A 25,012-nucleotide genomic window follows, 5' to 3' on the forward strand; every position below is an offset into this window, starting at 1 on the left:
TGTCCCCGTTTTCAAGAGGTGTATGCAGGTTGAGTGACCTACTCGTGACAAAAAGACCCTCCAGGGCGGATGCTGCCCGCAATTTTGATGCAATTATCGTGGCGGCGCGCGAGGTGTTTGAGCGCTCGGGATCCCAGTCGAGCATGGATGAAATCGCGCGAATTGCCGGGGTGGGAAGCGCGACCCTGTATCGACACTTCCCGAGTCGTGCAGATCTCGTGGAGGCGCTCTATGCGAGCGAGGTGGCCTCCGTCTGTGAGTATGCCGAAAGTCTCGTCGACGCCCCCGATCCCGGCATTGCGCTTGAGTGTTGGCTTCGTCGTCTCGTCGTGGCAATGGGAACCAAACGCCTCCTTGTTGAGGGGTTGGCCTTTGAGCCGAGTCGGTATCCGCGGTTTATTGATGCCCTCTACGCTGCCGGCGCCCTGGTTTTGAACCCGGCACAGGCGGCGGGTGTCGTCGATGTGGAGCTGGAGGCGGATGACGTCATGCGTCTCGCGATTGCCGTCGGGGCGGCGATCTACCGTGATGAGGCCCAGCGGGAACGGGTTTTTGCGGCGGCGCTCCGGGGACTCTATTCCGAGCGCTAGATGGAGTTCCGAAAACGCCTCGAGGTTAGCCTCGGGGCGTTTTGTTGTTGATTGGAATGTTTGCATTGATATCAATATAGTGTTATCGTTGCTATCAGTTCGAGGGAATCGACGATCACCACCCCGGTCGCCTCCTCGCATCCTCAGACCACACGGGAGAAATCATGACCACCACGTCGAACACCGCCACCCAGGGCCGCGTTGCACTCGTTACCGGAGGCTCCGGCGGCATCGGCCGCGCGAGCGTGCTGCGCCTCGCCGCCGACGGTTACTCACTCGCGATTCACTACTCCGGAAACCGGGCCGCGGCAGAGGAGACCGCCGCGGCGGTGACCGCCGCCGGGGGAGAGGCAATAGTCGTGGGCGGAGACGTGGCCGATGAGGTCGCGATGGCCGCCGCGTTTGATCAGATCGAAGCTGCGTTTGGCGGGATCGACGTCGTGGTTAACACCGCCGGCATCATGATCCTTGGCCCCATCGCCACCCTGAATCTCGACGATCTGGATCGCATGCACCGCACGAACATTCGCGGCACCTTCGTGATCTCCCAGCTCGCCGCGAACCGCCTGCGCGCCGGTGGTGCCCTGATCAACTTCTCCACCTCGGTAACGCGCACCCAGTTCCCGACCTACGGGGCCTACGTTGCCAGCAAGGCCGCGGTCGAATCCATCAGCCTGATCCTGGCCCGCGAGCTGCGCGGAAAGGATCTCACCGTCAATGTGGTGGCCCCCGGCCCCACCGCAACGCCGCTGTTCCTGACCGGTAAGGACGAGCAGACGATCGCCACCCTCTCGAAGGCGGCACCGCTCGAGCGCCTCGGCCAGCCCGAGGACATCGCCGAAACCGTGGCCTTCCTCGCCGGCCCCGCACGCTGGGTCAACGGGCAGGTCATCTACACCAACGGCGGACTCGCCTAGGCATCACAGCAGGGAAACAGGAAATACATCATGACTACAATCGTTCTGATCACCGGTGCCTCCAGTGGCTTCGGCGCCCTCACCGCCCGCGAGCTCGCGCGGGCCGGCCACACAGTCTACGCGGGAATGCGCGAGACCACGGGCCGCAACGCCCCGCAGGTTCGCGCCGCCGTGGGGTTCTCGGCCGAGCACGGGGTCGATCTCCGCGCCATCGAGCTGGACGTCAACAGCCAGGAGTCGGTAGACACCGCGGTGGCCCAGATCCACGCCGAACACGGCCGCATTGACGTGCTGATCCACAACGCCGGCCACATGGTGACCGGCCCCACCGAGGCCTTCACCCCCGAGCAGCTGGCCGAGCTGTACAACGTCAACGTGCTCTCGACCCAGCGGGTGAACCGCGCGGCCCTGCCCAACATGCGACACCGGGGGAACGGACTCGTGATGTGGGTCTCCAGCACGTCGGTGCTGGGCGGGACTCCGCCCTACCTCGCCCCCTATTTTGCCGCGAAGGCCGGCATGGACTCGCTCGCGGTCTCCTACGCCGCCGAGCTCTCGCGCTGGGGCGTGGAGACCTCGATCGTGGTCCCCGGCTCGTTCACAAACGGCACCAATCACTTTGCCCACTCCGGCCGTCCGGCCGACGAGGGCGTCGTCGCCGAGTATGAGACGTGCTACGCGGGGCTCATGGAGCAGGTCTCGCAGAAGCTCGCCGAGCTTTCGCCCCCGGATGCCGACGCGTCGATGGTTTCCGCCGAGATTGCCCGCATCGTGGCGCTGCCCGCGGGAACGCGGCCGTATCGGGTGCACATCGACCCGGCAAACGATGGTTCCGAGGCCGTCGCAGCCGTTTCCGATGCCAATCAGGTAGCATTCCTGAACCGTGTCGGCCTCGGTGACCTGCTGAGCGTCACCACGCAGAACTAGTTCCCCACCACGAACGGAGCGATCATGACCACCACCCTTCCGGAACCGATTGCTCGGTTCATCGCGACCACCAACGCCGCAGATTCGGCGGGCTTCGTCGACGTCTTCACCGACGATGCCCTGCTGGATGACTGGGGCCGCGTGTTTCGTGGTGCCGGCGGCATTGCGGACTGGAACCGCACCGACAACATCGGGGTGAACGCCCACTTCGACCTGGTGGACGTACAGCAGGCACCGTCCGGGGAGGAATGGATCGTGACCCTCACCGTGAGCGGTGACGGCTACAACGGCACCGGACCGATGCGCTTCCAGCTCGCGGGCGATCGTATTTCGCGACTGCGCATCACACCGAACTAGCGTGCACACACGGCGATGGCCGGTTCTCCGAGGGGAGAACCGGCCATCGCCGTTTATGCGTTATCGCGCGAGCAGTTCGGCGATCAGTCCGGTGATGCGGGCGCGCAGCACCGCCTCGTCGACGAGCTGCGGGTCGAGATCCGCGAGAATCTCGGTGATCTCACGCCCCGGCTGCGCCGCGGCTTCGAGTGTGGCCCACGCGGCAATCGCGCGGGCCGCGGCCTCGCCGGTGCGCCCGGCCGCGCGCTCGGCGCGCAGCACCGGGAGGATGCGCAGCCGGATCTTCGTCACGTTGTCCAGCGCGATCTGCGCGAGGTTGTGTCGAATGCGCGGGTTCTCGAACCGCTCGATGAGCTGGGCGCGATAGCGGGGTAGTTCAAGCTCCGGGGCGGTGAGGTGCCGTGCCGCCTCGTCCCAGAAGGCCTCGACCCACTCGCGACAGACGGGGTCGGCCAGCGCCTCGGCCACGGTCTCGTGGCCGCGCAGGCGCCCGGCCGAGGCCAGGAGGGTGTGGGCGCCGTTGAGGAGCCAGAGCTTACGCGCCTCAAACGGTTCGATATCGGTCACGAAGCGGGCCCCGGCGGCCTCCCAGGCGGGGCGTCCGGCGGGGAAGTCTCCGCTCAGCACCCAGTCGAAGAACGGCTCGGTGACAACGGGGGAGGCGTCGCGGAAGCCGGTGAGCTTCGCGACGGTCTCAATATCCTCAGCGGTGGTGCGCGGCGTGATCCGGTCGATCGAGGTCGAGACGCTCGACACGTTCTCGGCAATCCAGTCGGCGAGGCCAGGGTCTACCGCGGCGGCAAAATCGGCGAGCATCGCGCGCACCAGTTCGCCGTTACCGGGCAGGTTATCGCAGGACACGATCGCCATCGGCCCGGCCCCGGAGGCTCGACGGGCGGCGAGGCCGTGCACGAGCCGCCCCGGCGCGGTTTCCGGCGCGCGGTCGGTGCCGAACCCCTCGAGGTCGGCCCGGACGGCAGGGTCCGTCGTGTCGAGTGCACCATCTGCACCGAGACGATAGCCCGCCTCGGTGATGGTGAGGGTGAGCAGCGCGGTGGTCGGCGCTGAAACCAGGGCGGTCCAGGCCTCGATATCCGAGCCCGGATACACGGCCACGATGCTGTCCACGATCTCCGCCCGGTCGCCGTCGGCGCCGCGGGTGATGAGCGTGTACAGACCGCCCTGCGGTGCCAACTCATCGGCCACCGTGGTGCTGCGGCCGGTGAAGGCCGCGATACCCCACTCGCCGGCGGTGTCGGCGAGGGCGGTGAGCCACGCCTGGTGGGCACGGGCAAACGCGCCGATGCCCAGGTGCACGATGCGCACTGGCGCGGCAGTGCCGGGCTCACGGGTCAGGCGGGGAGCGGTATCGACGCTCACGCTGCACTCGCCTCGGTGTCGGCGAGGCGCAGCAGCACCTTGCTGCTGCCGGTGGAGCGATCCGCGGCCGTCTCGAAGGCAGTGAGGGCCTCATCGATCGAGAACTCATGGGTGAGCAGGGGATCCACGTTCAGCCCGGCGGCCAGCAGCGCGATGGCCGCATCGAACTCGCCCGCGAAGCGGTAGGTGCCGCGATAGTCGATCTCTCGGCTCACGAGTGCCCCGAGACTCACCGAGACGTTTCCGGTGGGGAGGTTGCCCACCTGCACCACGATGCCGCCGCGCGCGGTGGCCGCAAGCACATCGCCCACGGTTGCCGGTACGCCAGAGGCCTCGAAGGAGACGTCCACATCCTCGGGTAGGGAATCGCCCGCGGCGCGGTTGATGAGCACGTGTGCGCCCATCCGGCCCGCGATGTCCAGCGAGGACTCGGCCACATCCGAGGCATAGACGGTGTCGGCTCCGGCGTGCACGGCGGCCGCCACAACCAGGGCACCGATCGGCCCGGCACCGTTTACCAGGACCCGCTTACCCACGAGAGACCCGGCCCGGGTCACCGCGTGCATGGCCACGCCCAGGGGCTCGGCCACCGAGGCGGTGCGGGTGGACAGGCCCGTGGGAAGCGCGCGCAGCTGCTCGACCGGCACCACGCGCAGGGTCGAGAATCCGCCCTGGGTGTGCGGGGTGAACGCCGCCGAGCCGAAGTAGCGTACCCGCGAGTGCAGGTTGTCGCGGCCGGCGAGTTCGGGGGAGAGGACGGACCCCTCGGCGATGCTCGCCGGGTGAATCGTGACGGCGGTGCCGGGCGTGATGCCGTCCCGGGAGACGACCTCACCCCCGTCCGCTGCCGCACCGAACGCCAGCACCGTGCCCGCGACCTCGTGGCCGAGGATCATCGGCTCGGTCAGGACCGCGGTGCCCGAGATACCCGAGCGCCAGTAGGCGATATCGGATCCGCAGATCCCGCCCCACTCCATCCGCACCAGCGCCTCGCCGGGGCCGGGGGTGGGGTCGGGGATTTCGTCTACGCGGAGGTCTCCGGCGGAGTGAACGGTGACGGCTTTCATGGAGTTTCCTTGGGTTGTGCGGAGTGTGGTGCGGCGGTGTGGGTTACGCGGCGTCCCGAAGATCGGTCAGGTCGCGACCGCGGGTTTCGGGGGAGACGATCGCGGCGACCAGGGCCACCAGCGAGTAACCGATCATCATGCCGGCGATGGGCCACCAGGAACCGGTCTCGGCGACGAGCCAGGCGGCCACAACCGGGCCGATACCGGCGGCGATGATGCCACCAAACTCCTTGGCGAGGGCCAGCTGGGTGTAGCGGTTTCGGGCACCGAAGAGCTCCGGCAGGAACGAGGACTGCACCGAGAACATACCGAGCACCGAGACCGAGAGGCCGATGATCAGGGCCAGCGAGATGAGGAAGGTATCGCCGGTGTTGATCATGAGCATCGCCGGGATCGCGAACAGCGCCTGGAAGGTGGTGACGGCGATGTAGATCGGGCGGCGGCCGAAGCGGTCGCCGAGCCAACCGAACAGCGGAACGGTGGCGAAACCGATGATCGAACCGATCATGATGGCGGTGGTGCCCACGGCACGATCCACGAGGATCGCGGTGGCGATGTAGCCGATCAGGTAGGTCTGGATGAGCCCGGAGTTACCTGACTCTCCGAAGCGCAGGCCCATCGCGATGAGGAACGAGCGGCCCTTCTTGGAGTGCAGGGCCTCGCCCAGAACATCGCGGTGCGAGGGCTCGGTCTTGAGCTCCGCCTTGGACAGGGCGACGCCGTCAACGACGTCTGCACGGCCCTCGAAGACCGGGCTTTCCTTGAGCTTCAGGCGGATCCAGAGGGCAAAGAACATCACCAGGAACGAGGCGATGAACGGAATGCGCCAACCCCAGTCGAAGAGCATATCTTCGGGCATGAATGCGACCAGCGCGGCCCAGATACCCGAGGCGAGCAGGGTGCCGGAGTTGGTGCCGAGGGCAACCAGCGAGGACACCAGGCCGCGACGCGAGGTGGGGGCGTACTCGGCCAGCATGACCGAGGCGCCGGCGATCTCGGCACCGGCGCCGAAGCCCTGGGCCAGACGCAGGATGACGAGCAGGATCGGGGCCCAGATACCGATGACGGCATACGTCGGGAGGAAGCCGATCAGGGTGGTCGCGCCACCCATCAGAGCGATGGTGATGACGAGCACCTTGGTGCGGCCGATGCGGTCACCCATCCGGCCGAAGTACCAGGCACCCAGCGGGCGGGCGACGTAGCCCACCGCGTAGGTGCCGAGGCTGGCGACCAGGGCGACGGCGGGGGAGGCGTCGGGGAAGAAGATCTTGTTGAAGACCAGGGCGGCGGCCAGCGAGTACAGCTGGAAGTCCATGAACTCGAGGGCCGTGCCGAGCCAGCCGGAGACGGCGGCGCGGCGGAGATCCGCGAACGACCGCTTTGCCGGGGCGGCGGTGTTGTGTGCCATTACGACACTCCTTACTTCGTTGTAAAGCGCTGAAAAGTCAGTGGGTTCCACGTTGAAACCTTGCGCAACACCCAACGGTAACACAAACCTGTCAACCTGTCATATAGGTTGGGTGAAAGCGCGAAATTTCGGCGTGTCTCGCCGTGTTTTCCCCGCGCGAAACGGGGCTACTGGGCCCGCGAACGGGCATCCAGGGAGACCACCAGCGCCATCGTCGACTCCATGTGGGTGCTCATCGCGGTGCGCGCGGCCACCGGATCATGCGCCCGAATCGCGGCCACGATCGCGCGGTGCTGATCCTGCTCGGCCCCCACCAGGCGGTTCTGCTCGCGATAGCTGCGCACCTCGACCATGGTCTCGAACAGCTTTGAACCGACCGACTCGGTGAACCAGGTGAGTGCGCTGTTATCGGCCGCGCGGGCGATCTCCAGGTGCAGCAGGGCGTCGAGGCGCGGGTAGAGCTCCGTGTCACCGAGGGCAAGCTCCATGCGATCGATTAGCGCCCCCAGGATCTCGATGCTCTCCGCGCTTGCGCGCTCGGCGGCGAGGCTCGCGGCCTGCACCTCGAGCGGCACCCGCACTTCCATCAGTGCGGTGAGCGGCGCGGATTCCCGGTGCAGCGCCCGTCCGAGGAACAGCGAGATCAGGTGGCCATCGAGATCGCGCACCACGGCGTTCCGGCCGCTCGTAATCTCAACCAGGCCGATGGCCTCCAGCGCGCTGAGTGCCTCGCGGACAACCGGCCTGCTCGCCCCAAACTGCTCGCCCAGTGCCGCGGTGGAGGGCAGGGCGTCGCCCGGGGCGAGACGATTGCTCGAGATGTAGAGCACGAGGGCATCAAACATCTGCAGGCTGAGCTTGTTGCGCGATACCGGTTCAAGCATGGGTGGGCCTCCTGGGTGCGTGCTTGCCGGAGCGGTGGGCCGGGCGATTGAGTGCGTGCTTGCCGGAACTGCGCGCCCGGGCGATAACCCGAGTCTATCGGTGCCGTCTCCGCTGGCCCGAGGGGCACGCGAGGAGCACGCGAGTGGCGTGGTGCGGCCGCACGCAAAACGGCACCCACTCCGATGAGCGGGTGCCGTTTTGTGGCGCTAGAGCTGAGCCCTAGTGGCGAGGCTTGCGGTCGAAGCCGCGGTCTCCGCGGTCCTCGCGCGGTGCGCGATCGCGGTTCCAGCTGCCACCGCGGTCGCCGCGGTCCTCACGGCCCTCGCGCTCGAAGCGGTTCTCCCGGCGGGCGGGGGCTCCACGGTCGGCACGGATCTCGATCAGCTGGCCGCTGATGCGGGTGTTTGCCAGGCGGTCCAGGGTGTCGGCGGGCATCGAGGCGGGCAGTTCGACCAGCGAGAAGTCCGGGCGGATCTGGATAGCGCCGAAGTCCTCGCGGTTCAGGCCACCCTCGTTTGCCAGGGCGCCGACGATCTGACGCGGCTCGACGCGGTGACGACGACCAACGGCGATGCGGTAGGTGGTCATCGGAGCACCCGAGGTGCGCGGGCGGCGCTCCTCGCGGTCGAAGCGGTTGCCGCGGTCCCCACGGTCGTCGCGATCGAAGCGCGATCCGCCACGGGAGTCACGGTCGCGACCGCCACGCTCGTCACGGCTAAACTCGCGTGCCTCACGCTCGCGACGACGGGCGTCACGCTCGTCCTCGGCGTTCAGCAGCAGCGGGGTCTCGCCCTGGGCGACAACGGCGAGGGCCGCGGCAACGTCTGCCTCGGGTACGTCGTGGTGCTCCACATAGTGGGCGATAATGTCGCGGAAGCGATCGATCCGGCTGGTCTGCTCGAGCGCCGCGGTGATCGAGTCATCGAAGCGGCTCAGGCGGGTGGTGTTCACGTCGTCGACGCTCGGCAGTGACATCTGGGTCAGTGGCTGGCGGGTGGCCCGCTCGATAGCCGTGAGCAGACGACGCTCGCGCGGGGTCACGAACGAGATCGCGTCACCGGTACGACCGGCACGACCGGTGCGGCCGATGCGGTGCACGTAGGACTCGGTGTCCACCGGGATGTCGAAGTTGACGACGTGGCTGATGCGCTCGACGTCGAGGCCACGGGCGGCCACGTCGGTCGCGACCAGGATGTCGAGCTTGCCCGACTTCAGCTGGTTCACGGTGCGCTCACGCTGAGCCTGAGCAATGTCACCGTTGATGGCCGCGGCGGAGAATCCGCGAGCCCGCAGCTTCTCGGCCAGGGTCTCGGTCTCGTTCTTGGTGCGGGTGAAGATGATCATGCCCTCGAAGTTCTCGGTCTCGAGAATTCGGGTCAGGGCGTCAACCTTCTGAGCGTATGACACCACCATGTAGCGCTGGGTGATGTTGGCAGACGTGGTCGTCTTGCCCTTGATGGTGATTTCTTGGGGGTCGTTCAGGTACTGTGCCGAGATGCGACGGATGGCCGACGGCATGGTGGCCGAGAACAGCGCCACCTGCTTGGAGTCCGGAGTGTCCGCGAGGATCGTTTCGACGTCCTCAGCAAAGCCCATCTTGAGCATCTCATCGGCCTCGTCCAGGACGAGGAAGCGCAGCTCGGAGAGATCCAGGGTGCCCTTGTTGAGGTGGTCCATGATCCGGCCCGGGGTACCCACAACAACCTGCACGCCGCGACGCAGCGCGGAGAGCTGCACGCCGTAGCCCTGGCCGCCGTAGACGGGCAGGACGCGGACGCCGCGCTGGTGGGCGGCGTACTTTTCGAACGCTTCACACACCTGGAGCGCGAGCTCACGGGTCGGTGCAAGCACGAGTGCCTGCGGGGTTTTCTGGTCGGGGTCGAGCCGGGAAAGGATCGGCAGCGCGAACGCCGCGGTCTTTCCGGTTCCGGTCTGGGCAAGGCCCACCACGTCGCGGCCCTCAAGGAGCGGCGGGATGGTTGCGGCCTGAATTGCGGAGGGTGTTTCGTACCCGACGTCCTTCAGGGCCTTCAGAACCGAATCGCTCAGTCCGAGTTCGGAGAAGGGAATGGTATCGGAGTCGGGGGAAGTCATAACTTCCAGAGTACCCGTTTTTACGCCTGTTGGTTGACCCAATTGTGAGAGCGTGTTAGCGTTCCGGGGTGATTATCGACGAGATCGACAGGGCCTAGCCACCGCTCTACGCGGTGGCCCACGCACCAGCACTCACGGTTGATCCCCTTTTCTGCGGGGATCCCGGAGCGTCTTTCTCGCGCCTTTTGGGTTTTCCCGCGCCTGCACCACGTGGTGTGTCGCGCCCGGAAGTCACCCATTATCGGCGCGTGGGCGTGCGCCATTCTCCCTCCCTCGGCCCCTCGCTCGGAAGCCGCGCACCGTCGCGCCCGGGTACAGCACCTGAAAGGACCTCGATGTCCCAGTTTTCCACTCCCGCAATTACCCTGACCGCCCTCGGGCTCACCCGCGCCGATGGCACGGTTGCCCTCGACTCCCTCTCCGGAACGATCGGTACCGGCCGCACCGGACTGGTCGGGGTAAACGGTTCCGGCAAGTCCACGCTGCTTCGGCTCATCGCCGGCGAGCTCACCCCGACCAGCGGGCACCTCGTGATTTCGGGGCGGGTGGGCTACCTCCCGCAAACCCTGACCCTCGACACCTCCGCGACCCTCGCCGACGTGCTCGGGGTGGGGAAGCAGCTGCGAGCACTGCGCGCGATCGAATCCGGCGATGTCGATCAGCGCCACTTCGACGCGCTCGGCGACGACTGGGATATCGAGGCGCGCTCCCGGCGAACGCTGGTCTCCTGCGGCCTCCCAGAGAATGCTCTCGACCGTCGCGCGGGCGAGGTGTCCGGGGGTGAGGCGATGCTCCTCGCCATCGGTGGCCTGCACCTCGCGCGCACCCCGATCACCCTCCTGGACGAGCCGAGCAACAACCTTGACCGGGACGCCCGCTCCCGACTGTCGGCCCTGATCGATACCTGGCCGGGCACGCTGGTGGTGGTCAGCCACGACACCGCGCTCCTCGAACGGATGGATCAGACGGCCGAGCTCTTTGCCGGGCAGCTGAGCGTGTTCGGCGGGCCCTACTCGCAGTGGCGTGCCCATCAGGAGGGTGAGCAGGCGGCCGCGGTACAGGCCGAGCGCAGCGCGGAACTCGCGGTGAAGAGGGAGAAGAGGCAGCGGCTCGAGGCGGAGGCCACCCTGGCCAGGCGGTTGCGCGCCGGAAAGAAGGCGAGCGAGCAGCGCCGCGGAGACCGAATCATCATGAATCAGCGTGCCTCGGATGCCCAGGTGTCCGCCGGCAAGCTGCGCGGTAACCTCGACGGCCGACTCGATGCGGCCCGCGAGCTGCGCGAGCGCGCCGCCGAGCGCGTTCGCCGAATCGAGACGATTCACCTCGAACTCCCCGACCCCGGGGTGGCCCAGGGCCGCCGCATCGCCCGTTTCGAAAGCGGCGTAGGGTCAGCGCTGTACGCCGTGGAGATGCGCGGCCCCGAGAGGGTGGCGCTCATCGGCGCAAACGGATCGGGAAAAACGACGCTGCTACGCGCGCTCCTGAGCTCAGGCGAGCGGGCCGCGCCGGCCACGAGCGTGGCGGGTATCGCCGTGAGTGCTGAGGGCTTCCGCCCGCGGGTGCGCGCGCAGCTGCTCACGGATCGGGTGGGATACCTGGCACAGCGGCTCGACGGGTTGGATGATCGCGCGAGCGCCCTCGAAAACCTTCGCGGCTCCTGCTCGGGGGCAACCGATGGTGAGGTGCGCGGGCTCCTGGCCCAGATGCTGCTGCGCGGTGACGCCGTGCACCGCGCGGTGCACACCCTCTCCGGTGGGGAGCGCTTTCGGGTGTCGCTCGCGCGCCTGCTGTTTGCCGATCCTCCGGCGCAGCTGCTGATTCTGGATGAGCCCACGAACAACCTGGATATCGCAAGCGTTGACGCCCTGGTCCATGGGCTCACGAGCTATCGCGGTGCCCTGTTGGTGGTGAGCCATGACGATGCGTTCCTCGCCCGCCTCGGGCTCGATCGGTGTCTCGAGCTGAGCCGTGAGGGAACGCTCGTCGAGGCGCCGATCCCAATGATTGGGGGTGCCCTCGCGGGCTAGTCGCGGAGGCTCGGAAGGAGGCCGTCCTCCAGCGCACACTGATAGAGGTGTACGCGATGGGCGGCCTCGCGGCCGACGGCGGCATACTTTTCGCGGATGCGGCCGACGGCGTTATAGACGGTCCGCGGGCGAATGCCGAGGGTGGTGCCGACGGCCTCCGCGGTCTCGCCGAGTGCGTAGAGGGCGAGTACCTGGCGTTCGCGCGGGCTGAGTCTCGGGGTCTTGCTGGGCGGGTGGGTGATCGGGGTGGTGAACATGCTGTCTCCTTCGCCCCGAACCTAGTAATGACGGGTGTCGCGGGGACAGCCTTGGTTTTCCGTTCGGCTCCGAACGAACGTCCGAATACCGCAGGATGGCGGGCTTTTACGCCCATCATTACCCCCGTTCGCGGGTGGGCAATTTTGACCTTGTGGCGCGCCGGTGGCCGCTGCGAGCCTGGGGCCATAACCCGGGAAAGGACCCCATGCAGCACACGCCCTCGTCTGAAAATACCCCTCGCAACCGCCACGACCGCCCGGCCACCGGGCCGGTTGGCGGCGGTAAATCGGTACCGCCCGCGGGCTGGGTCGAATTTTGTGGGGAGCGGTTTGCGCTCACACCCGGGCTGGGATTCTCGATCGGTCGGCGCGGAGACATCGAGATCCACGACTCGACCTTCCCTGCGGAGGCGGAGCTGCGCATCGTTCCGGTACTTGATCTCTGGCTGGTCAGTAGCTCGGGCACCGGGGTCTACGCCCGGTCGCGCTGCGTGAATGCGGGGTTTGAGGCGCTCATCTCACCGGGTGCGCAGGTACCCCTGGTGTTTGCCACCCAGGAAATACTGCTGACCGTGGGCCCCACGACGTATGAATTTCTTGTCACCCTGAACCGCCCCGTCTACGTCGCGCCGCGGGAGGGGGCCGATGCCGTCGCGGGCGTAACGGGCGTGCCTGGGCTCTTCCTGACCGAGGCGCAGCGCATTCTGATCCTGGCGCTGAGTGAGTCGCTGCTGCGCGGCGGTTCGCGTGCGCCCATGGCCCCGAATACGCAGCTCGCGCGGTCGCTGGGATGGACGCCGAATCGCTTTGCCCGGACGCTCACCTCGGCGTGCACCCGGGTGGATCGCCTCGGTGCCTCGGGGCTCCCGAGCGGTCTCATCACGCACGGATACGAGCGTCGGGAGGTGCTCGCACAGTTGGCCATCTCCACGGGGATCGCCACGCTCGACGCGCTGGCGGAGCTGGATGAGTATCGGGCGATCCACGTCATCGGTGAGTAAAAAAGTATTCACAGGGGTTGTGTTATGGAAAATCCTCGTCTAAAGTAAAGGGTTGCTGCGTTTTGTGAACTTGATCGACGCCCCCTCTAGCGCGATCGTTCCCTCCGACCGGATCCACCCGATGATCCCGTTGCACTCACAGCCTGCCGAAGAGGCCCACATCACCATTTCAGGTGTGCGGCGTTCGGCAAATAATCACCTCCGGGTGTGCGTTGACGCACCCCGGGCACAGACCGTAAGGACAAGCATCATGAACACACATATTCGTACCCACGCAAGCCCGCCGACCCGCGCACCGCGCACGGCGTTCTTCCTCGATGGCTTCCACGCCGCCACCCGCGCACGCGCCGTGCGTTCGAGTCACTTCGCGGCCACCCGCGCGGCGGCCCTGCTCGAGTGGCGCACCAGCCACACCCACCTCGGCTACGCCGAACAGACCCGCGGCCTCGACGAGGTTCGTCGCGGTTGGGACACCGCCGTGGCGCTGCGCGCCGAGGTTTCCCTCGCCGCCTAAAGCGTTCGTTTGACGCCGAGTATCGGCCACCCGCACCGAGGACCCCGCATGGTTATGCGGGGCCCTCGGTGTTTAACGGGTGGGCGTCGCATGGTTATGCGGGGCCCTCGGTGTTTAACGGGTGGGCGTCGCATGGTTATGCGGGGCCCTCGGTGTTTAACGGGTGGGCGTCGCGCCTACTCGGCCTGGATCGTGGTGATCGTCACGCGATCCTGATCCACCACCGTGCCATCCTCCGTGATGTAGGCGAGCTGCACCCGTTCTCCGGTGTCGGCGGTCACGGATTCGAGGGTTCTTCCCGCCGGGATCGGCAGGTATTCGGTGCCCCACTCGACGAAGGCGGAGAGGACCGGCAGGAGCGCGCGTCCGGCGGGCGAGAGCACGTACTCGTCACGGGCGCGCTCACCGGGTGCCTGGTACGGGTGTTTTTCGAGCACGCCGGCGTCCACCAGGGAGATGAGCCGCTTGGTGAGAATGTCGCTCGGGATCCCGATTGCCCGAAAATCGGCGAACCGGGTGGCGCCGCCCACGGCCTCGCGGACGATCATCAGTGACCACTTTTGGCCCAGCAGGTCGAGGCTGCGGGCGATGGGGCACAGGCTTTCGGGGAACAGGCCGGTGGGATTCATGACACCAGTCTACCCCGCGGTTGGATTTTCCAACACAGCATGCTAGCTTTGAAAATCCAAGCGAGATAGCGCTTGCCATGACCCACAGGAGCAACACATGACCACCCTCACCAACGCCGTCGTTCTCGTAACCGGCGCAAACGGCGGACTCGGCGTCCACTTCGTTGAGCAGGCCCTCGCCCGCGGTGCCGCCAAGGTGTACGCAACCGCCCGCACCCCGCGCACCTGGGAAGACCCCCGCGTGACCCCGCTACGCCTCGACGTCACCGACCCCGCCTCGATTGCCGAGGTGCTCGCCCAGACCGGCGACACCACCGTGCTCATCAACAACGCCGGCATCGAGATCTTCGGCCGCCTCATCGACACGACCCCCGAGGCCCTGCGCGGCATCTACGAGACCAACGTCTTTGGCCCCATCGCGCTCGTTCAGGCCTACGCCCCGACCCTCGCCGGCCACGGCGGCGGCGCAATCATCAACGTGCACTCGGCGCTGAGCTGGTTCAGCATCCCCGGTGCCTATTCCTCCACCAAGTCCGCATTCTGGGGTGCCACCAACTCGCTGCGCATCGAGCTCGCGGGGCAGGGCACCCACGTCCTCGGCGCGCACCTCGGGTACACCGACACCCCGATGATCGAGCACGTGGATGCGCCCAAGGGCGACCCGGCCGACGTCGTGGCCAACATCTATGCCGCCCTCGAGGCCGGCGAGCACGAGGCCCTCGCCGATGAGACCGCCCGCGGTGCGCACGCGAGCCTGAGCGCCCCGATCGCCGAGCGCTACGCCGCTCTGGGATTCCCGGTATAGGGTTGGCGACCCGTGTCCCGGGCCGCGCCGCGGCCCGGGATGCACGCCTCCTACCCCCGCTGCGAGAGAATGGGGGAATGCGCAAGAACCGAGCCGAGCTGTCCCGATCCGATGCCGCCACCCGGATCTCCGCATACGTGTACGGAAACCTCCTGGTTCTTGCGGCCCTCGTGGCCCAGCACCCCGACGAGGTTGCGCACGGCCGCGCGGCGATCATCGTGCTCGCCACCGGGTTTACCACCTACCTCGCGCACACCTTTGCCGAGTCGCTGGGTGAGCGCGTGCGCTATGACGTAAAGCCGAGTCGGGAGATGGTGCGGCACGAGATGCGTAACGCCCTGCCCATCCTCTCGTCGACCACGACGCCCGCACTGCTCCTCGGGGCCGCCGCACTCGGCTGGATTCCCGCGGATCTTGCCCTCGGCCTCGCGATTGCGGTCACCGTGGTACGGATGGGCTTCCTCGGCCTCGTCCTTGGACACCTGCGCCAAAAGAAGGCCTCGCTGCGCTCACTGTTTACCGGAATCGGCCTGGCTGCGGCCTGCGCGGGAATCGCCATCCTCAAGGCCGTGCTGCTGCACTAGGGGCGGCCCGGCCCGCACCGCCCGCGGGGAGAGTCCGGTCCAGCGCACGCAGGCACGGCGGAGGGATCGCTCATCCCCGAATCCAAGCTCGGCCGCAATCTGGGCGAGCGGCAGCGTTCCCTCGGTCAGGAGGTGGAGCCCGCGCTCGCGCCGCACCCCGTCCACGATGTGGGCGTAGGTGGTGCCGAGATCGGCGAGGCGGCGGCGCAGGGTGCGCTCGGTGAGGTGTAGTGCTCGCGCTGCATCCGCGATTGCGGGAACATCGGGCAGGGCTCGGCCGATCCGCGCCTCCACCAGCTGATAGAGCTCCTGCCGCACGCCGAGCCGGGCCGTGCCCTCGTGCAGGAGCGCCCGCACCTGGGCGTGCGCCCAGGGGTCGGCCCCGGGAAGCGGGCGCGAGGCGTCTCCCGCGTGGAGGGTCCACAGGGTTGCGGCCGCACCAAAGTCCACCGGGCAGGCGAAGACGCTCCGATAGGCATCCGCATAGCTCGGTGCCTCGTGCCGGAAGCTCACGCGTGCCGGGGCCCAGCTCGGATCCAGCGTGCTGCGCACCATCCGGGTGATGTTGGCGATGCCCTCCTCGATGAGAAAGCGTCCCACCGGATCGGAGTCCGGTACCGCGCCCAGCTCCGCGCGCACCCGGGTTTCAGCCGACTCCTCGACGCTCCACGCGACCATCGAACCGGCAAGATTCTGAAACTCGACGCCCAACCGGATCGCGTCGATCAGAGCGGGGGCCGTCATCATGCCGAAACCTACCAGCCCAGAGGCGGTGAGGTGCTGTGCCGACCCCACCAGGAGGCCGAGGCCCGGCCGGGGACTCTGCCGCAGCGCCGCACGAATCACCGCATCGCCCTGCCGGAACGAGACGCGAAGGTCCGGACTGTCGAGGAGATCGGGGGTGAGCCCAACCTGATCCAGGGCGGGGGCCAGATCGAGCCCGTGCTCGGCGCACACGCGTGCCAGATAGCGCAGGATATTGGGGGCGATCGTCGCCGAAATCGCTCCTGATTGCCAGCTGTCGGTGTGCGCGGCACTAACGGTCATGAACAGACACTAGCACTGGCCGCTAAGGTCCGGTATTAGTCCGCTTTGGCCCGTGGAATTTGCGGCCGCCGCGCTATCGTTGCCACAGGCGGGCACGAAGCGGTGCCCGCGTCCCGATGAATGGAGTGTTTATGAGCACCGTCGCCCTCCCCGAAAACCGCCACGACACCTGCATCATCGGTGCCGGACCGGCCGGCCTCGCGGTCGCCCGCGCGCTGAAACAGCATGGCCGGCCCTATACCCAGATCGAGCGTCACACCGCCACCGGGGGCGTCTGGGATATCGACGCCCCGGGCACCCCCATGTACGAGTCTGCCCACTTCATCTCGAGCCGCACCCTCTCCGGATTCGGCGGCTTCCCGATGCCCGATCACTACGCCGACTACCCACCCCACCGCGACATCCTCGCCTACCTGCGCTCATTCGCCGACGCCTACGGACTCACCGAGGCCATCGAGTTTGGGGTGTCGGTGGCCCGCATCGAGAAGCTTGAGGACGGCAGCTGGCTGGTTGAGCGCGAGGGCGGCGAGACCACCCGCCACGACAGCGTGATCTCGTGCACCGGGGCGCAGTGGTTCCCCAATATTCCGGAGATCCCCGGAAACTTCACCGGCGAGGTGCGGCACACCCTGAGCTATCGCAGCCCGCATGAGCTCGAGGGCAAGCGCGTACTGGTGGTGGGCGCGGGTAACTCCGGCTGCGATATTGCCTGTGATGCCGCCCGCAGCGCCGACCGCGCCGTGATCAGCATGCGTCGCGGCTACTGGTTTATCCCCAAGCACATCTTCGGAATGCCGGTGGACGTCTTTGCCGAGGGCGGCCCGCACCTGCCCAAGCGCGTCGAGCAGGCGGTGTTCGGCCGGATGCTGCGGCTGCTCGTGGGTAAGCCCGAGCGGCTCGGCCTGCAAAAGCCCGACCATCGGCTGTTTGAGACCCATCCGGTACTGAACTCCATGCTCTGGCACCACCTGCAGCACGGCGATATCGAGGCTCGGCCGGGCATCAAGACCACCGCGGGGAAGACCGTCACGTTCACCGATGGCCGTAGCGAGGACTTCGACCTGATCCTGCTCGCCACCGGATACCGCCACCTCGTCCCGCACGGACAGGAGTACTTCGGCGATCCGCAGCACCCGGACCTCTACCTCTCCTCCTTCTCTCGCGAGCACGACGGCCTCTATGGCGTGGGCTACGTCGAAACTAACAGCGGTGCCTATCAGCTCTTTGATCTCCAGGCGCAGCTCATCGCCAACTATCTGAGTGCCCGTGCCCACGGCAACGAGAGTGCGTCCCGCTTCCGTCAGCTGATCCTGACCGAGCGGCCCGACCTCAGCGGGGGAGTGAAGTTTGATAAGTCCCCGCGGCACCGCGGATACGTCGACTCCCACGCGCTCACCACCCACCTCCGGAAGCTCTATCAGCGGATGGGCTGGAGCCCCGAATCCACCCCGCCGAGCGCGGTGCCCGCCACCGCCGGGAAGCGCTAGCATGGCCTATTCGTATGCGGGCCGGGTGATCGTGATCACCGGGGGTGCGGGAGACATCGGCATGGCTCTCGCCCGCGAGATCGCCCCGCGCGGCGCGAGGGTGGTGCTCGTCGATATTCGTGGCGAGCGTGCCGAGCGCTCGGCGGCCTCCCTCGCCGTCCATCCCTCCGCCGGTGGCGGGCACACCGGTCTTGGCTGCGACCTTACTCAGCGCGCTCAGGTTGAGGCACTCATTGCGCGCATTGAGCGCGAGTTCGGGCGCATCGACGTGCTGGTGAATAACGCCGGGATGACCTCCTCCGAGCGCTTCGCCGAGCGCAGCGTGGAGAGCATCGAGCGCGAACTCACCGTCAACCTCACCGCCCCGCTCGTGCTTACCCGGCTGGCCATCCCGCTGCTGGAAAACTCCACCGACCCGCGCATCATCTCCACCGTGTCGCTCGGCGGGGTCTTTCCGCTTGGTGAAACCCCCATCTACACGGCCTCGAAGTTTGGCCTGCGCGGGGCGATGCTCTCGATCGGGCTGGATCTCGCCCAGCGCGGCATCCGCGTCGGTTCGGTGCTGCCCTCGGCCACCGACACCCGCATGCTTCGCCAGGAGGCCATCGAGGCGGGCAACTCGCTGCAGTTTCAGGACCCGCCCCAACCCCCGGCGCGCGTCGCCCGCTCGATGATGTCGCTGCTGGATCGCCCGCGCCTGGAGGCCTATCCGCGTATCGGGGAGTCTCGGCTGCTGCGCGCGGTCATGACGATGCCGAACGTTCTGCCGCGCCTGCTTCCGATGTTCCGAAAGCGCGGGGATCGCGGGATGGCACGCTTCATGCGCGAGCTCGCCGCCCGCGGTGACATCGTGCAGACGGAAGCCGGCTGGGCGCTCGCCGAGGGCGAGGCCCATCCGGAACTGGGCTCCCCGGCACCGGAGGCACGGCCGTAGCGCCGCCCGCCATCGGGCCCCGGCCCACACGCCGCCGCATTCACCTCACCCGCCGATCTTGCCGATCGCCCCGATCGGCCCGACCAAAGGAGCCCTCGTGACCGAGCCCACACCCCTGCCCCTGCTGCGCCCCCGAGACGGATCGGCCGGTGACGCCCAGATTCCGGCGACCTCCGCCGCCGAGGTAGCAGAACACACCTGCGCCGCCGAGGCGGTATTCCACTCCGGCGTGTGGTCGGGCCTCGACCCTCGGGAGCGTGCCGCGGCGCTGCTGCGCCTGGCCGACCTGATGGAGCGCGATGCCGATCATCTCGCGGCCCTCGAGTGCGCCGACGCCGGAAAGCCGCTGCGCGAGTGCGTCGAAAACGATGTGCCGGGTGCGATCGAGTCGGTTCGCTGGTTTGCCGAGGCCGTGGATAAGCTCACCGGTCAGTCATTCCCGGCCGGCCCCGGGGTACTCGCCCTCACCGAGCGCGAGCCCTATGGCGTGGTAGCCGCGATCCTGCCCTGGAACTATCCGCTGGCGATGGCCGCCTGGAAGATTGCCCCGGCCCTGGCGGTGGGCAACAGCCTGGTGCTGAAGCCCGCGGACACCACGCCGCGCTCGGTCCTGCACGTCGAAAAGCTTGCGCTGGAGGCGGGGATCCCCACCGGCGTGCTGCGCGTGCTGCCCGGTACGGGGGCCGAGGCGGGGGAGGCGCTGGCCCGGGATCCGCGGATCGGCGCGCTGTCCTTTACCGGTTCGACCCGCACCGGCCGCCGGATCCTGACCGCGGCCGCCGAGACCAACCTCAAGCGGGTTTCGCTCGAGATGGGCGGTAAGAGCCCGCAGATCATCTTCGCCGATGCCCTCGTTTACGGCGAGGACCTCATCTCGCAGACCATCGAGTCGGCGTTCCTCACCGCGGGGCAGAACTGCACCGCCGGATCACGGATCCTCGTGCACACCGATATCGCCGAGGAGTTCACCCGGAGATTCGTGGCCGCCGCCTCGGCGCTGGTCCTCGGCGACCCCGAGGATCTCGACACCGATATCGGCCCGGTGATTGGCGGCGGCGCGGCGACCCGCATGCTCGCCGCGGTGGAGGAGGCGCGTGCCGCCGGTGCCCGGGTGCTGCTCGGTGGCACCGAGGTGCCCGTGGTTGAGGGCGGGCACTATGTGGCCCCGACCGTGCTGGATCGCGTCCCCGCGGAGGCCCGCATCCTGCGCGAGGAGCTCTTTGGCCCGATCGTGACCATCCAGACCTTCACCGATGAGGCCGAGGCGATCGCCCTCGCCAACGACACCCCGTATGGCCTCGCGGCCTCGGTGTGGTCGGCGCAGATTGATCGCGCCATCCGGGTATCGCGCGCTGTTCGTGCGGGTGTGGTGTCGGTGAACTCCTACAGCGAGGGCGACCTCACCAGCCCCTTCGGCGGCTGGGGCGAATCCGGCTTCGGCGGCGTCGAGAAGTCGCTGCGCGCGTTCGAGCAGTGGACCCGAGAAAAGGCCATCTGGGTGAGCTTGCACGGCTAGTCAGAGCCTGCCCTGCGGCAGCCTCTAGCGAATGGTGCGGAGGCGGGTGACCATCCACACGCCCCCCACCGCGCACACCGCGGTGGCCACGAACAGTGCGGTGTAGCCGCCGCTCACGGTGATCAGGACGGCCGCGATGAGCGGCGCGATCGTGGTGGGCACCACCAGACCGACGTTCATGATGCCGAGATCCTTGGCCCGGTTCTCGGCATCGGGCAGCACCCGGGTCACGACCGCCTGCCCGACCGACATCGAGGCCCCGAATCCGCCGCCGATGAACGCGGCGGCGATGATCGTGGTGCCAAACGCCGGAACAAACACGAGGATCGCGGCGGCGACGGCCTGGGCGAGCCCGGCGATGATGAGAATCCCGCGCTGCCGTCCGGTGCGATCCGACAGGGCCCCGGCCACGTACGTGAAGATCAGGGCGGCGGCGAGGTAGACGAGCGTCACGATCAGCAGTGACTCCTCGGGATCCTTCATGCGCAGCCCATCGGTCAGGAAGAAGAGCATGTAGCAGGTGCCGAGCGAGTTCGCGAGGTTCACCAGGGTGCGGCTGCCAAACGCCCAGCCAAACTCGGGGTGACGTCGCGGGTTCACCCAGAGGCCGCCCAGGATGGCGCGGAAGGTGAGCGCCGGGGTGCGCATGCCGCGGCGCTCGCGGTGGATCCAGATAAAGGGCACCGCGCAGAGCACCAGCGCGATGCCGAGCAGCTGGTAGGCGGTGCGCAGCTGCAGGGAAAACAGGGTGACGGCGGCGATGCCGATTACGACGCCGAGGGCCTGCGGGCCGTAGATTGCCCCGGAGAGAATGCCGCGCTGCCGCTCGGGCACGCGGTCGGCGATGACCGCGGTGAGGCCGCCCATCATGGCGCTCGCCCCCGCGGTGGCCACGGCCCACCAGAACACGACCCCGATCGTTGAGGTTTGTTCGCCCACCAGCGAGACCGAGACGGCGCACACGAATGCTCCGCCGGCGATCCACAGCCGCCGCCGGCCAAAGCGCGAGATGGTGCGGTCACAGAGCGCCCCGAACACCGGTAGGGTGATCAGCGCGACCACCCCGGCGACCCCGTTGGTGATCGCCAGGTCACGCACCTTATCGGCGGGTGACAGCGCCTGGAACTGGCTGGGCAGCAGAAGCTGGAGCGGTACGAGGCTCGCCATCCAGTAGCCGAACCAGGCGAGGGTGAACGCCCCGATCCAGCGCCGGGAGACCGGGGCCTCGGGGGTGAGTGCACCGGGATCGGGCTCGGTGGAGGGGGAGTGTGACATCGGCTCGCAATCGTTTGTCATATCCCATCGCGGCTGGGTCGCTCGGTCAAGACCCCGAACGGGGCGGCCCCGGGGTGCGCATCACCCCTGCAGTGCCCCAAGCGCGGTCACGATGAGGAGCATGGTGACCGCAAATCCAGTGAACTGATTGACGAGGAGGAACCCGCGCCAGCCGCGGTTTGCTCGCTCGGCGGTGGCGTCGGTGATGTTCCAGGAGGGCAGCGTCAGCACCAGGTACGGGATCACGAGGAGGGCGGCGAGCCGGCCCCACCCGGGGATCCCGAGGGCCGCGATTCCCGCTCCGAGATACAGCAGCACCGAGACGCGGGCGGCGGCGCGGGCACCCCAGGCGGTGGCTGAGGAGCCGATGCCGGCCGCGCGATCCGCGTTGACGTCCTGCACCGCGCCGAACAGGTGGCTCGCCGCGCCCCACAGGAAAAACGCCACCAGGAGGCAGATCAGACCGGGGGTCCAGACCGCGTCGCCGAGCACCAGGCCGAAGATCGCCGGACCCACAAAGTGCAGGCTCGACGTGACCGAATCGGCCACCGCACGCTCCTTGGTGCGCAGCGGCGGCATCGAGTAGGCGAGCACCCCGGCGAGGCACAGGATCAGCACGATGCCCGAGGCCAGCCCGCCGGACACCAGCAGATAGACAAACCCGGGCAGGGCGAGGAGAGCCCCGGTCGCGATAACCGGCGCGTGTAGGCGCCGTTCGAGTACCGCGCCCTCGATGCCGCCCTTGCGGGGATTGCGCAGGTCCGATTCATAGTCGAACACGTCATTGATGCCGTACATCAGCAGGTTGTACGGGATCAGAAAGAACAGGGTGCCCACGATGAGGGCGGTGTCGATCTCGCCGCGGGTGAGCAGCAGCGCGGCGGCAAACGGGTAGGCCGTGTTGATCCAGCTGACCGGACGGGAGGAGCGGAGGATGGTGCGCCAGTCCCGCTCGCTCAGCCGGCCGAGCGCGAGCCACAGCCCGGGCAGGATCAGTACGGCCAGCAGGGGATAGGTGAAGTCCTCGATCGGGGCCTGGGCGATGTTCAGGCCCACCAGCGTCGACCGATCGTAGTCGAACAGGCCGAGCGCGATCATGATGTTGTCAAACACCGCGGTGGCCACGGCCAGCCCGCCGAGCGCGACCGCGGCGGCCGCGAGGCGCACGCGCGCGCCCGCAGCACGGGTGACGGCGGCGATTCCGAGCCCGGCGGCGAGGACGATCGCGCAGATCTGCCAGTACATCATGCGCGCGTGCCCGCCCCTCGACGAGCCTGCCGGGCATCCAGGAGGCGCACGGTCAGGGTGTACAGGATCATCGCCGAGTAGCAGAGCAGGGTCAGAAACAGCACCTCCTCGATCGGGAACTCGGGCGCGAGATTGATGCCGAGCAGGAGCGGGCTGTCGCCGCGGAAGAAGATACCTGCGTGGATCGCCCAGACGTCCCAAATCACAAACACGATCAGGCCCGCGACCAGGGTGAGGCTCGCCCGAATCGGGGCGACCCGGAAGAACAGGCGGTGGCGCAGATCGATCAGGGCGAGCCCGCCGATGGATACCAGCAGGGCGAGCGCGTAGAGGCCGCTCACGAGTTCTCGCGTTCGGCGGGCGATGCGGTGTGGCTCGCCGGTGCGGTAGCGCTGGCCGAGACGGCCGTGGGTTCGGGCAGCGGTGAGCTTGATCGTTCCCCCCGCACCCGCTTGAGCACGAGCTCCGCGCTGATGAGGCACATCGGCAGTCCGATTCCAGGCACCGTGGTGGCCCCCGCGTAGTACAGCCCGGACACTCGGGAGGACACGTTGCGTCCGCGGAAAAACGCGCTCTGCCCGGTGGTGTGGGCGAGGCCGAGGGCGGTTCCGCGCCAGGCATTGTGGGTGCTTTCGAAATCGCGCGGTCCGATGCTACGCCGCACCACGATGCGCTCGCGCAGGTCGGGGATCTTCGCCCAGGCGGCAATCTGATCGATGGCCGCGTCGGTAATGTGCTCCACCTCGGCGTCGCCCTCCCCGCCGAGCTCGGGATCCGAGGGCACCGGCACCAGCACAAACAGGTTGCTGTGCCCGGGCGGTGCCACCGAGGCGTCCGAGGCCGACGGATGGCACACGTAGAGCGAGGTTTCCTCGGGCATCCAGTGCGCATCGCCCGCGGGCGGGGTGGCCTCATCGATACGAGAGAAGTTTCCGCGCCAGTCGGTCGTGAACAGCAGCGTGTGGTGGGGGAGCTCGGGCAGCTCTCCGCGCACGCCGAGGAAGACGAGCACGGTGCCCGGGCCGGGGACCGTGCGCTTCCAGGTGCGTTCGGGGCGGCTCTGCAGCGCGGGAGGGAGCAGCGCCGTTTCGGTGTGGTGCAGGTCCGCCGCGGAGATCACGATGTCTGCACTGAGCTCGCGAATCTCGCCGTTCCGCTCGACCCGCACGCCGGTTGCATGGGCGCGCTGTCGTACTCCGCGCCGCGGCCCACGCTTCCCGCCCGTCTCCTGCACGCCACGCGGTACGCGGGCACCCGGAGCGGTCGTGATTTCGAGAACCCGGGAGGAGGTTTCGATGCCGACCCCGGCACGCTCGGCGAGGCGCGCCATCGCGCCCACCAGCTCGGTGAATCCGCCCTGCGGATACTGCACGCCGCCGCTCAGGTCGAGGCCACTCATCAGGTGGTAGATCGCCGGTGCCCGAAACGGAGATGATCCGAGAAAGACCGCCGGGTATCCGAGGATCTGCAGGATGCGCGGGTCGCGGAAGTGCGCGCGGGCGAACCCGTGCAGCGACTGGCTCAGCAGGCGCACCAGCTTTCCGGCCCGGCGCAGCACCGCCCGTCGCGAAAACGCCGACAGGTTTTCGAAGTTTGTATAGAGGAAGGAGTCGCTGGCGAGCCGCAGGGTCTCGTCGGCGGAGGCAATGTAGCGGTCAAACGCGGGGCCGGATCCGGGTTCCAGACTCTCGAACAGCGCGCGATTCGCGGCGAGGTTTGCGCGAATATCCAGCGCCTCGTGGCCCTCCTCCACGATGACGCGATACCCGGGATCGAGGGTTTCGAGCGAGAGCTCATCGGATGTGCGGGAGCCCATGAGCGCGAAGAAGTGATCAAACACCTCGGGCATCAGGTACCAGGAGGGGCCGGTATCGAACCGGAAGCCGTCCTGCGACCACGAACCCGCTCGGCCGCCCACGGCCTCGTTCTGCTCGAGCAGCGTCACCCGGTAACCGTCCCGTGCCAGCAGGCCCGCGGTGGCGAGGCCCGCGACCCCACCACCGATGACGATGGCGTGCGGCGGCTGGGCGGGGGTGTGCGTCGCGTGGTGCGTCACGGTGTGG

The 25,012-nt window shown here is 67.9% G+C and carries 24 protein-coding genes; 12 read left to right on the forward strand and 12 right to left on the reverse strand.

All coding sequences use genetic code 11. The features are described from left to right. Positions 1-44 precede the first annotated feature (44 nt). The 4 genes from D9V32_RS01285 to D9V32_RS01300 all read left to right on the forward strand — a co-directional run bounded on the left by D9V32_RS01285 (position 45) and on the right by D9V32_RS01300 (position 2,791). Positions 45-590, forward strand: a complete 546-nt coding sequence (locus D9V32_RS01285) for a TetR/AcrR family transcriptional regulator (RefSeq protein ID WP_183086120.1) — start codon at positions 45-47, stop codon at positions 588-590. A 164-nt stretch (positions 591-754) separates the two neighbouring features. Beyond that, complete coding sequence (locus D9V32_RS01290; protein ID WP_121647086.1) at positions 755-1,507, forward strand: SDR family oxidoreductase; 753 nt, start codon at positions 755-757, stop codon at positions 1,505-1,507. A gap of 30 nt (positions 1,508-1,537) precedes the next feature. After that, complete coding sequence (locus tag D9V32_RS01295) at positions 1,538-2,434, forward strand: SDR family oxidoreductase (RefSeq protein ID WP_121647087.1); 897 nt, start codon at positions 1,538-1,540, stop codon at positions 2,432-2,434. 24 nt (positions 2,435-2,458) lie between these two features. After that, complete coding sequence (locus D9V32_RS01300) at positions 2,459-2,791, forward strand: nuclear transport factor 2 family protein (protein WP_121647088.1); 333 nt, start codon at positions 2,459-2,461, stop codon at positions 2,789-2,791. Positions 2,792-2,851: 60 nt separating this feature from the next. Here the strand turns inward: D9V32_RS01300 and D9V32_RS01305 are convergent, their stop codons facing one another. The 5 genes from D9V32_RS01305 to D9V32_RS01325 all read right to left on the reverse strand — a co-directional run bounded on the left by D9V32_RS01305 (position 2,852) and on the right by D9V32_RS01325 (position 9,625). Then, complete coding sequence (locus tag D9V32_RS01305) at positions 2,852-4,171, reverse strand: mannitol dehydrogenase family protein (protein ID WP_121647089.1); 1,320 nt, start codon at positions 4,169-4,171, stop codon at positions 2,852-2,854. Further along, positions 4,168-5,238 carry an L-idonate 5-dehydrogenase gene (locus D9V32_RS01310; RefSeq protein ID WP_121647090.1) on the reverse strand — a complete coding sequence of 357 codons (1,071 nt, stop codon included), beginning with the start codon at positions 5,236-5,238 and terminating at the stop codon, positions 4,168-4,170. The genes D9V32_RS01305 and D9V32_RS01310 overlap by 4 nt, the downstream gene beginning before the upstream one ends. 43 nt (positions 5,239-5,281) lie before the next feature. Beyond that, the gene (locus D9V32_RS01315; protein ID WP_121647091.1) at positions 5,282-6,646 is read right to left on the reverse strand and encodes an MFS transporter; all 1,365 of its coding nucleotides are present in this window, start codon (positions 6,644-6,646) and stop codon (positions 5,282-5,284) included. Positions 6,647-6,813: 167 nt separating this feature from the next. Continuing rightward, a complete protein-coding gene (locus D9V32_RS01320) occupies positions 6,814-7,530 on the reverse strand; it encodes a FadR/GntR family transcriptional regulator (RefSeq protein WP_121647092.1) in 717 nt (238 codons plus the stop codon). A gap of 220 nt (positions 7,531-7,750) precedes the next feature. Further along, positions 7,751-9,625, reverse strand: coding sequence for a DEAD/DEAH box helicase (locus D9V32_RS01325; protein ID WP_121647093.1), 1,875 nt, complete (start codon positions 9,623-9,625; stop codon positions 7,751-7,753). A gap of 335 nt (positions 9,626-9,960) precedes the next feature. Between D9V32_RS01325 and D9V32_RS01330 the strand changes: the two genes are divergently transcribed. Further along, positions 9,961-11,652, forward strand: coding sequence for an ABC-F family ATP-binding cassette domain-containing protein (locus tag D9V32_RS01330; RefSeq protein ID WP_121647094.1), 1,692 nt, complete (start codon positions 9,961-9,963; stop codon positions 11,650-11,652). Here D9V32_RS01330 and D9V32_RS01335 read toward each other — a convergent pair. After that, positions 11,649-11,909, reverse strand: coding sequence for a response regulator transcription factor (locus tag D9V32_RS01335; protein ID WP_121647095.1), 261 nt, complete (start codon positions 11,907-11,909; stop codon positions 11,649-11,651). The two genes, D9V32_RS01330 and D9V32_RS01335, sit on opposite strands and share 4 nt — an antisense overlap. Positions 11,910-12,115: 206 nt before the next feature. On the opposite strand from D9V32_RS01335, the gene D9V32_RS01340 reads away from it, so the two are divergent. Next, positions 12,116-12,910 carry a hypothetical protein gene (locus D9V32_RS01340; RefSeq protein WP_121647096.1) on the forward strand — a complete coding sequence of 265 codons (795 nt, stop codon included), beginning with the start codon at positions 12,116-12,118 and terminating at the stop codon, positions 12,908-12,910. 250 nt (positions 12,911-13,160) lie between these two features. Then, on the forward strand, positions 13,161-13,424 hold the full coding sequence (locus D9V32_RS01345) for a hypothetical protein (protein ID WP_121647097.1): 264 nt from the start codon (positions 13,161-13,163) through the stop codon (positions 13,422-13,424). Between the two features lie 176 nt (positions 13,425-13,600). Here the strand turns inward: D9V32_RS01345 and D9V32_RS01350 are convergent, their stop codons facing one another. Continuing rightward, positions 13,601-14,053 carry a winged helix-turn-helix transcriptional regulator gene (locus D9V32_RS01350; RefSeq protein WP_121647098.1) on the reverse strand — a complete coding sequence of 151 codons (453 nt, stop codon included), beginning with the start codon at positions 14,051-14,053 and terminating at the stop codon, positions 13,601-13,603. 97 nt (positions 14,054-14,150) lie between these two features. Between D9V32_RS01350 and D9V32_RS01355 the strand changes: the two genes are divergently transcribed. Both D9V32_RS01355 and D9V32_RS01360 read left to right on the forward strand, forming a co-directional pair. After that, the gene (locus D9V32_RS01355; protein WP_121647099.1) at positions 14,151-14,858 is read left to right on the forward strand and encodes an SDR family oxidoreductase; all 708 of its coding nucleotides are present in this window, start codon (positions 14,151-14,153) and stop codon (positions 14,856-14,858) included. A gap of 77 nt (positions 14,859-14,935) precedes the next feature. Beyond that, the gene (locus D9V32_RS01360) at positions 14,936-15,442 is read left to right on the forward strand and encodes a hypothetical protein (protein WP_121647100.1); all 507 of its coding nucleotides are present in this window, start codon (positions 14,936-14,938) and stop codon (positions 15,440-15,442) included. On the opposite strand, the gene D9V32_RS01365 is transcribed toward D9V32_RS01360, so the two are convergent. Then, entirely contained in the window at positions 15,368-16,489 is a 1,122-nt protein-coding gene (locus D9V32_RS01365; RefSeq protein WP_121647101.1) for an AraC family transcriptional regulator, read from the reverse strand. The two genes, D9V32_RS01360 and D9V32_RS01365, sit on opposite strands and share 75 nt — an antisense overlap. Before the next feature lie 131 nt (positions 16,490-16,620). Here D9V32_RS01365 and D9V32_RS01370 point away from each other — a divergent pair, with 131 nt between their 5' ends. The 3 genes from D9V32_RS01370 (at position 16,621) to D9V32_RS01380 (ending at position 20,426) form a co-directional block, all read left to right on the forward strand. Continuing rightward, positions 16,621-17,976: a flavin-containing monooxygenase gene (locus D9V32_RS01370; RefSeq protein WP_183086121.1), complete on the forward strand. Its 1,356-nt coding sequence runs from the start codon at positions 16,621-16,623 to the stop codon at positions 17,974-17,976. A 1-nt stretch (position 17,977) separates the two neighbouring features. Continuing rightward, complete coding sequence (locus D9V32_RS01375) at positions 17,978-18,910, forward strand: SDR family NAD(P)-dependent oxidoreductase (protein WP_121647102.1); 933 nt, start codon at positions 17,978-17,980, stop codon at positions 18,908-18,910. 97 nt (positions 18,911-19,007) lie between these two features. Then, entirely contained in the window at positions 19,008-20,426 is a 1,419-nt protein-coding gene (locus tag D9V32_RS01380; RefSeq protein WP_245981902.1) for an aldehyde dehydrogenase family protein, read from the forward strand. 24 nt (positions 20,427-20,450) lie between these two features. Here the strand turns inward: D9V32_RS01380 and D9V32_RS01385 are convergent, their stop codons facing one another. From D9V32_RS01385 to crtI, 4 genes are all read right to left on the reverse strand, one after another. Beyond that, positions 20,451-21,701 (reverse strand): MFS transporter, encoded by a 1,251-nt coding sequence (locus tag D9V32_RS01385; protein WP_121647103.1) that lies wholly within the window; start codon positions 21,699-21,701, stop codon positions 20,451-20,453. A gap of 81 nt (positions 21,702-21,782) precedes the next feature. Then, entirely contained in the window at positions 21,783-22,949 is a 1,167-nt protein-coding gene (locus D9V32_RS01390) for a prenyltransferase (RefSeq protein WP_121647104.1), read from the reverse strand. Further along, a complete protein-coding gene (locus D9V32_RS01395; protein WP_121647105.1) occupies positions 22,946-23,290 on the reverse strand; it encodes a lycopene cyclase domain-containing protein in 345 nt (114 codons plus the stop codon). The genes D9V32_RS01390 and D9V32_RS01395 overlap by 4 nt, the downstream gene beginning before the upstream one ends. Next, positions 23,287-25,005 carry a phytoene desaturase family protein gene (gene crtI / locus D9V32_RS16155; RefSeq protein ID WP_245981907.1) on the reverse strand — a complete coding sequence of 573 codons (1,719 nt, stop codon included), beginning with the start codon at positions 25,003-25,005 and terminating at the stop codon, positions 23,287-23,289. The genes D9V32_RS01395 and crtI overlap by 4 nt, the downstream gene beginning before the upstream one ends. Positions 25,006-25,012: the final 7 nt, after the last annotated feature.

The sequence above is a fragment of the Mycetocola tolaasinivorans genome, assembly GCF_003667565.1.
Lineage (GTDB): Bacteria > Actinomycetota > Actinomycetes > Actinomycetales > Microbacteriaceae > Mycetocola > Mycetocola tolaasinivorans.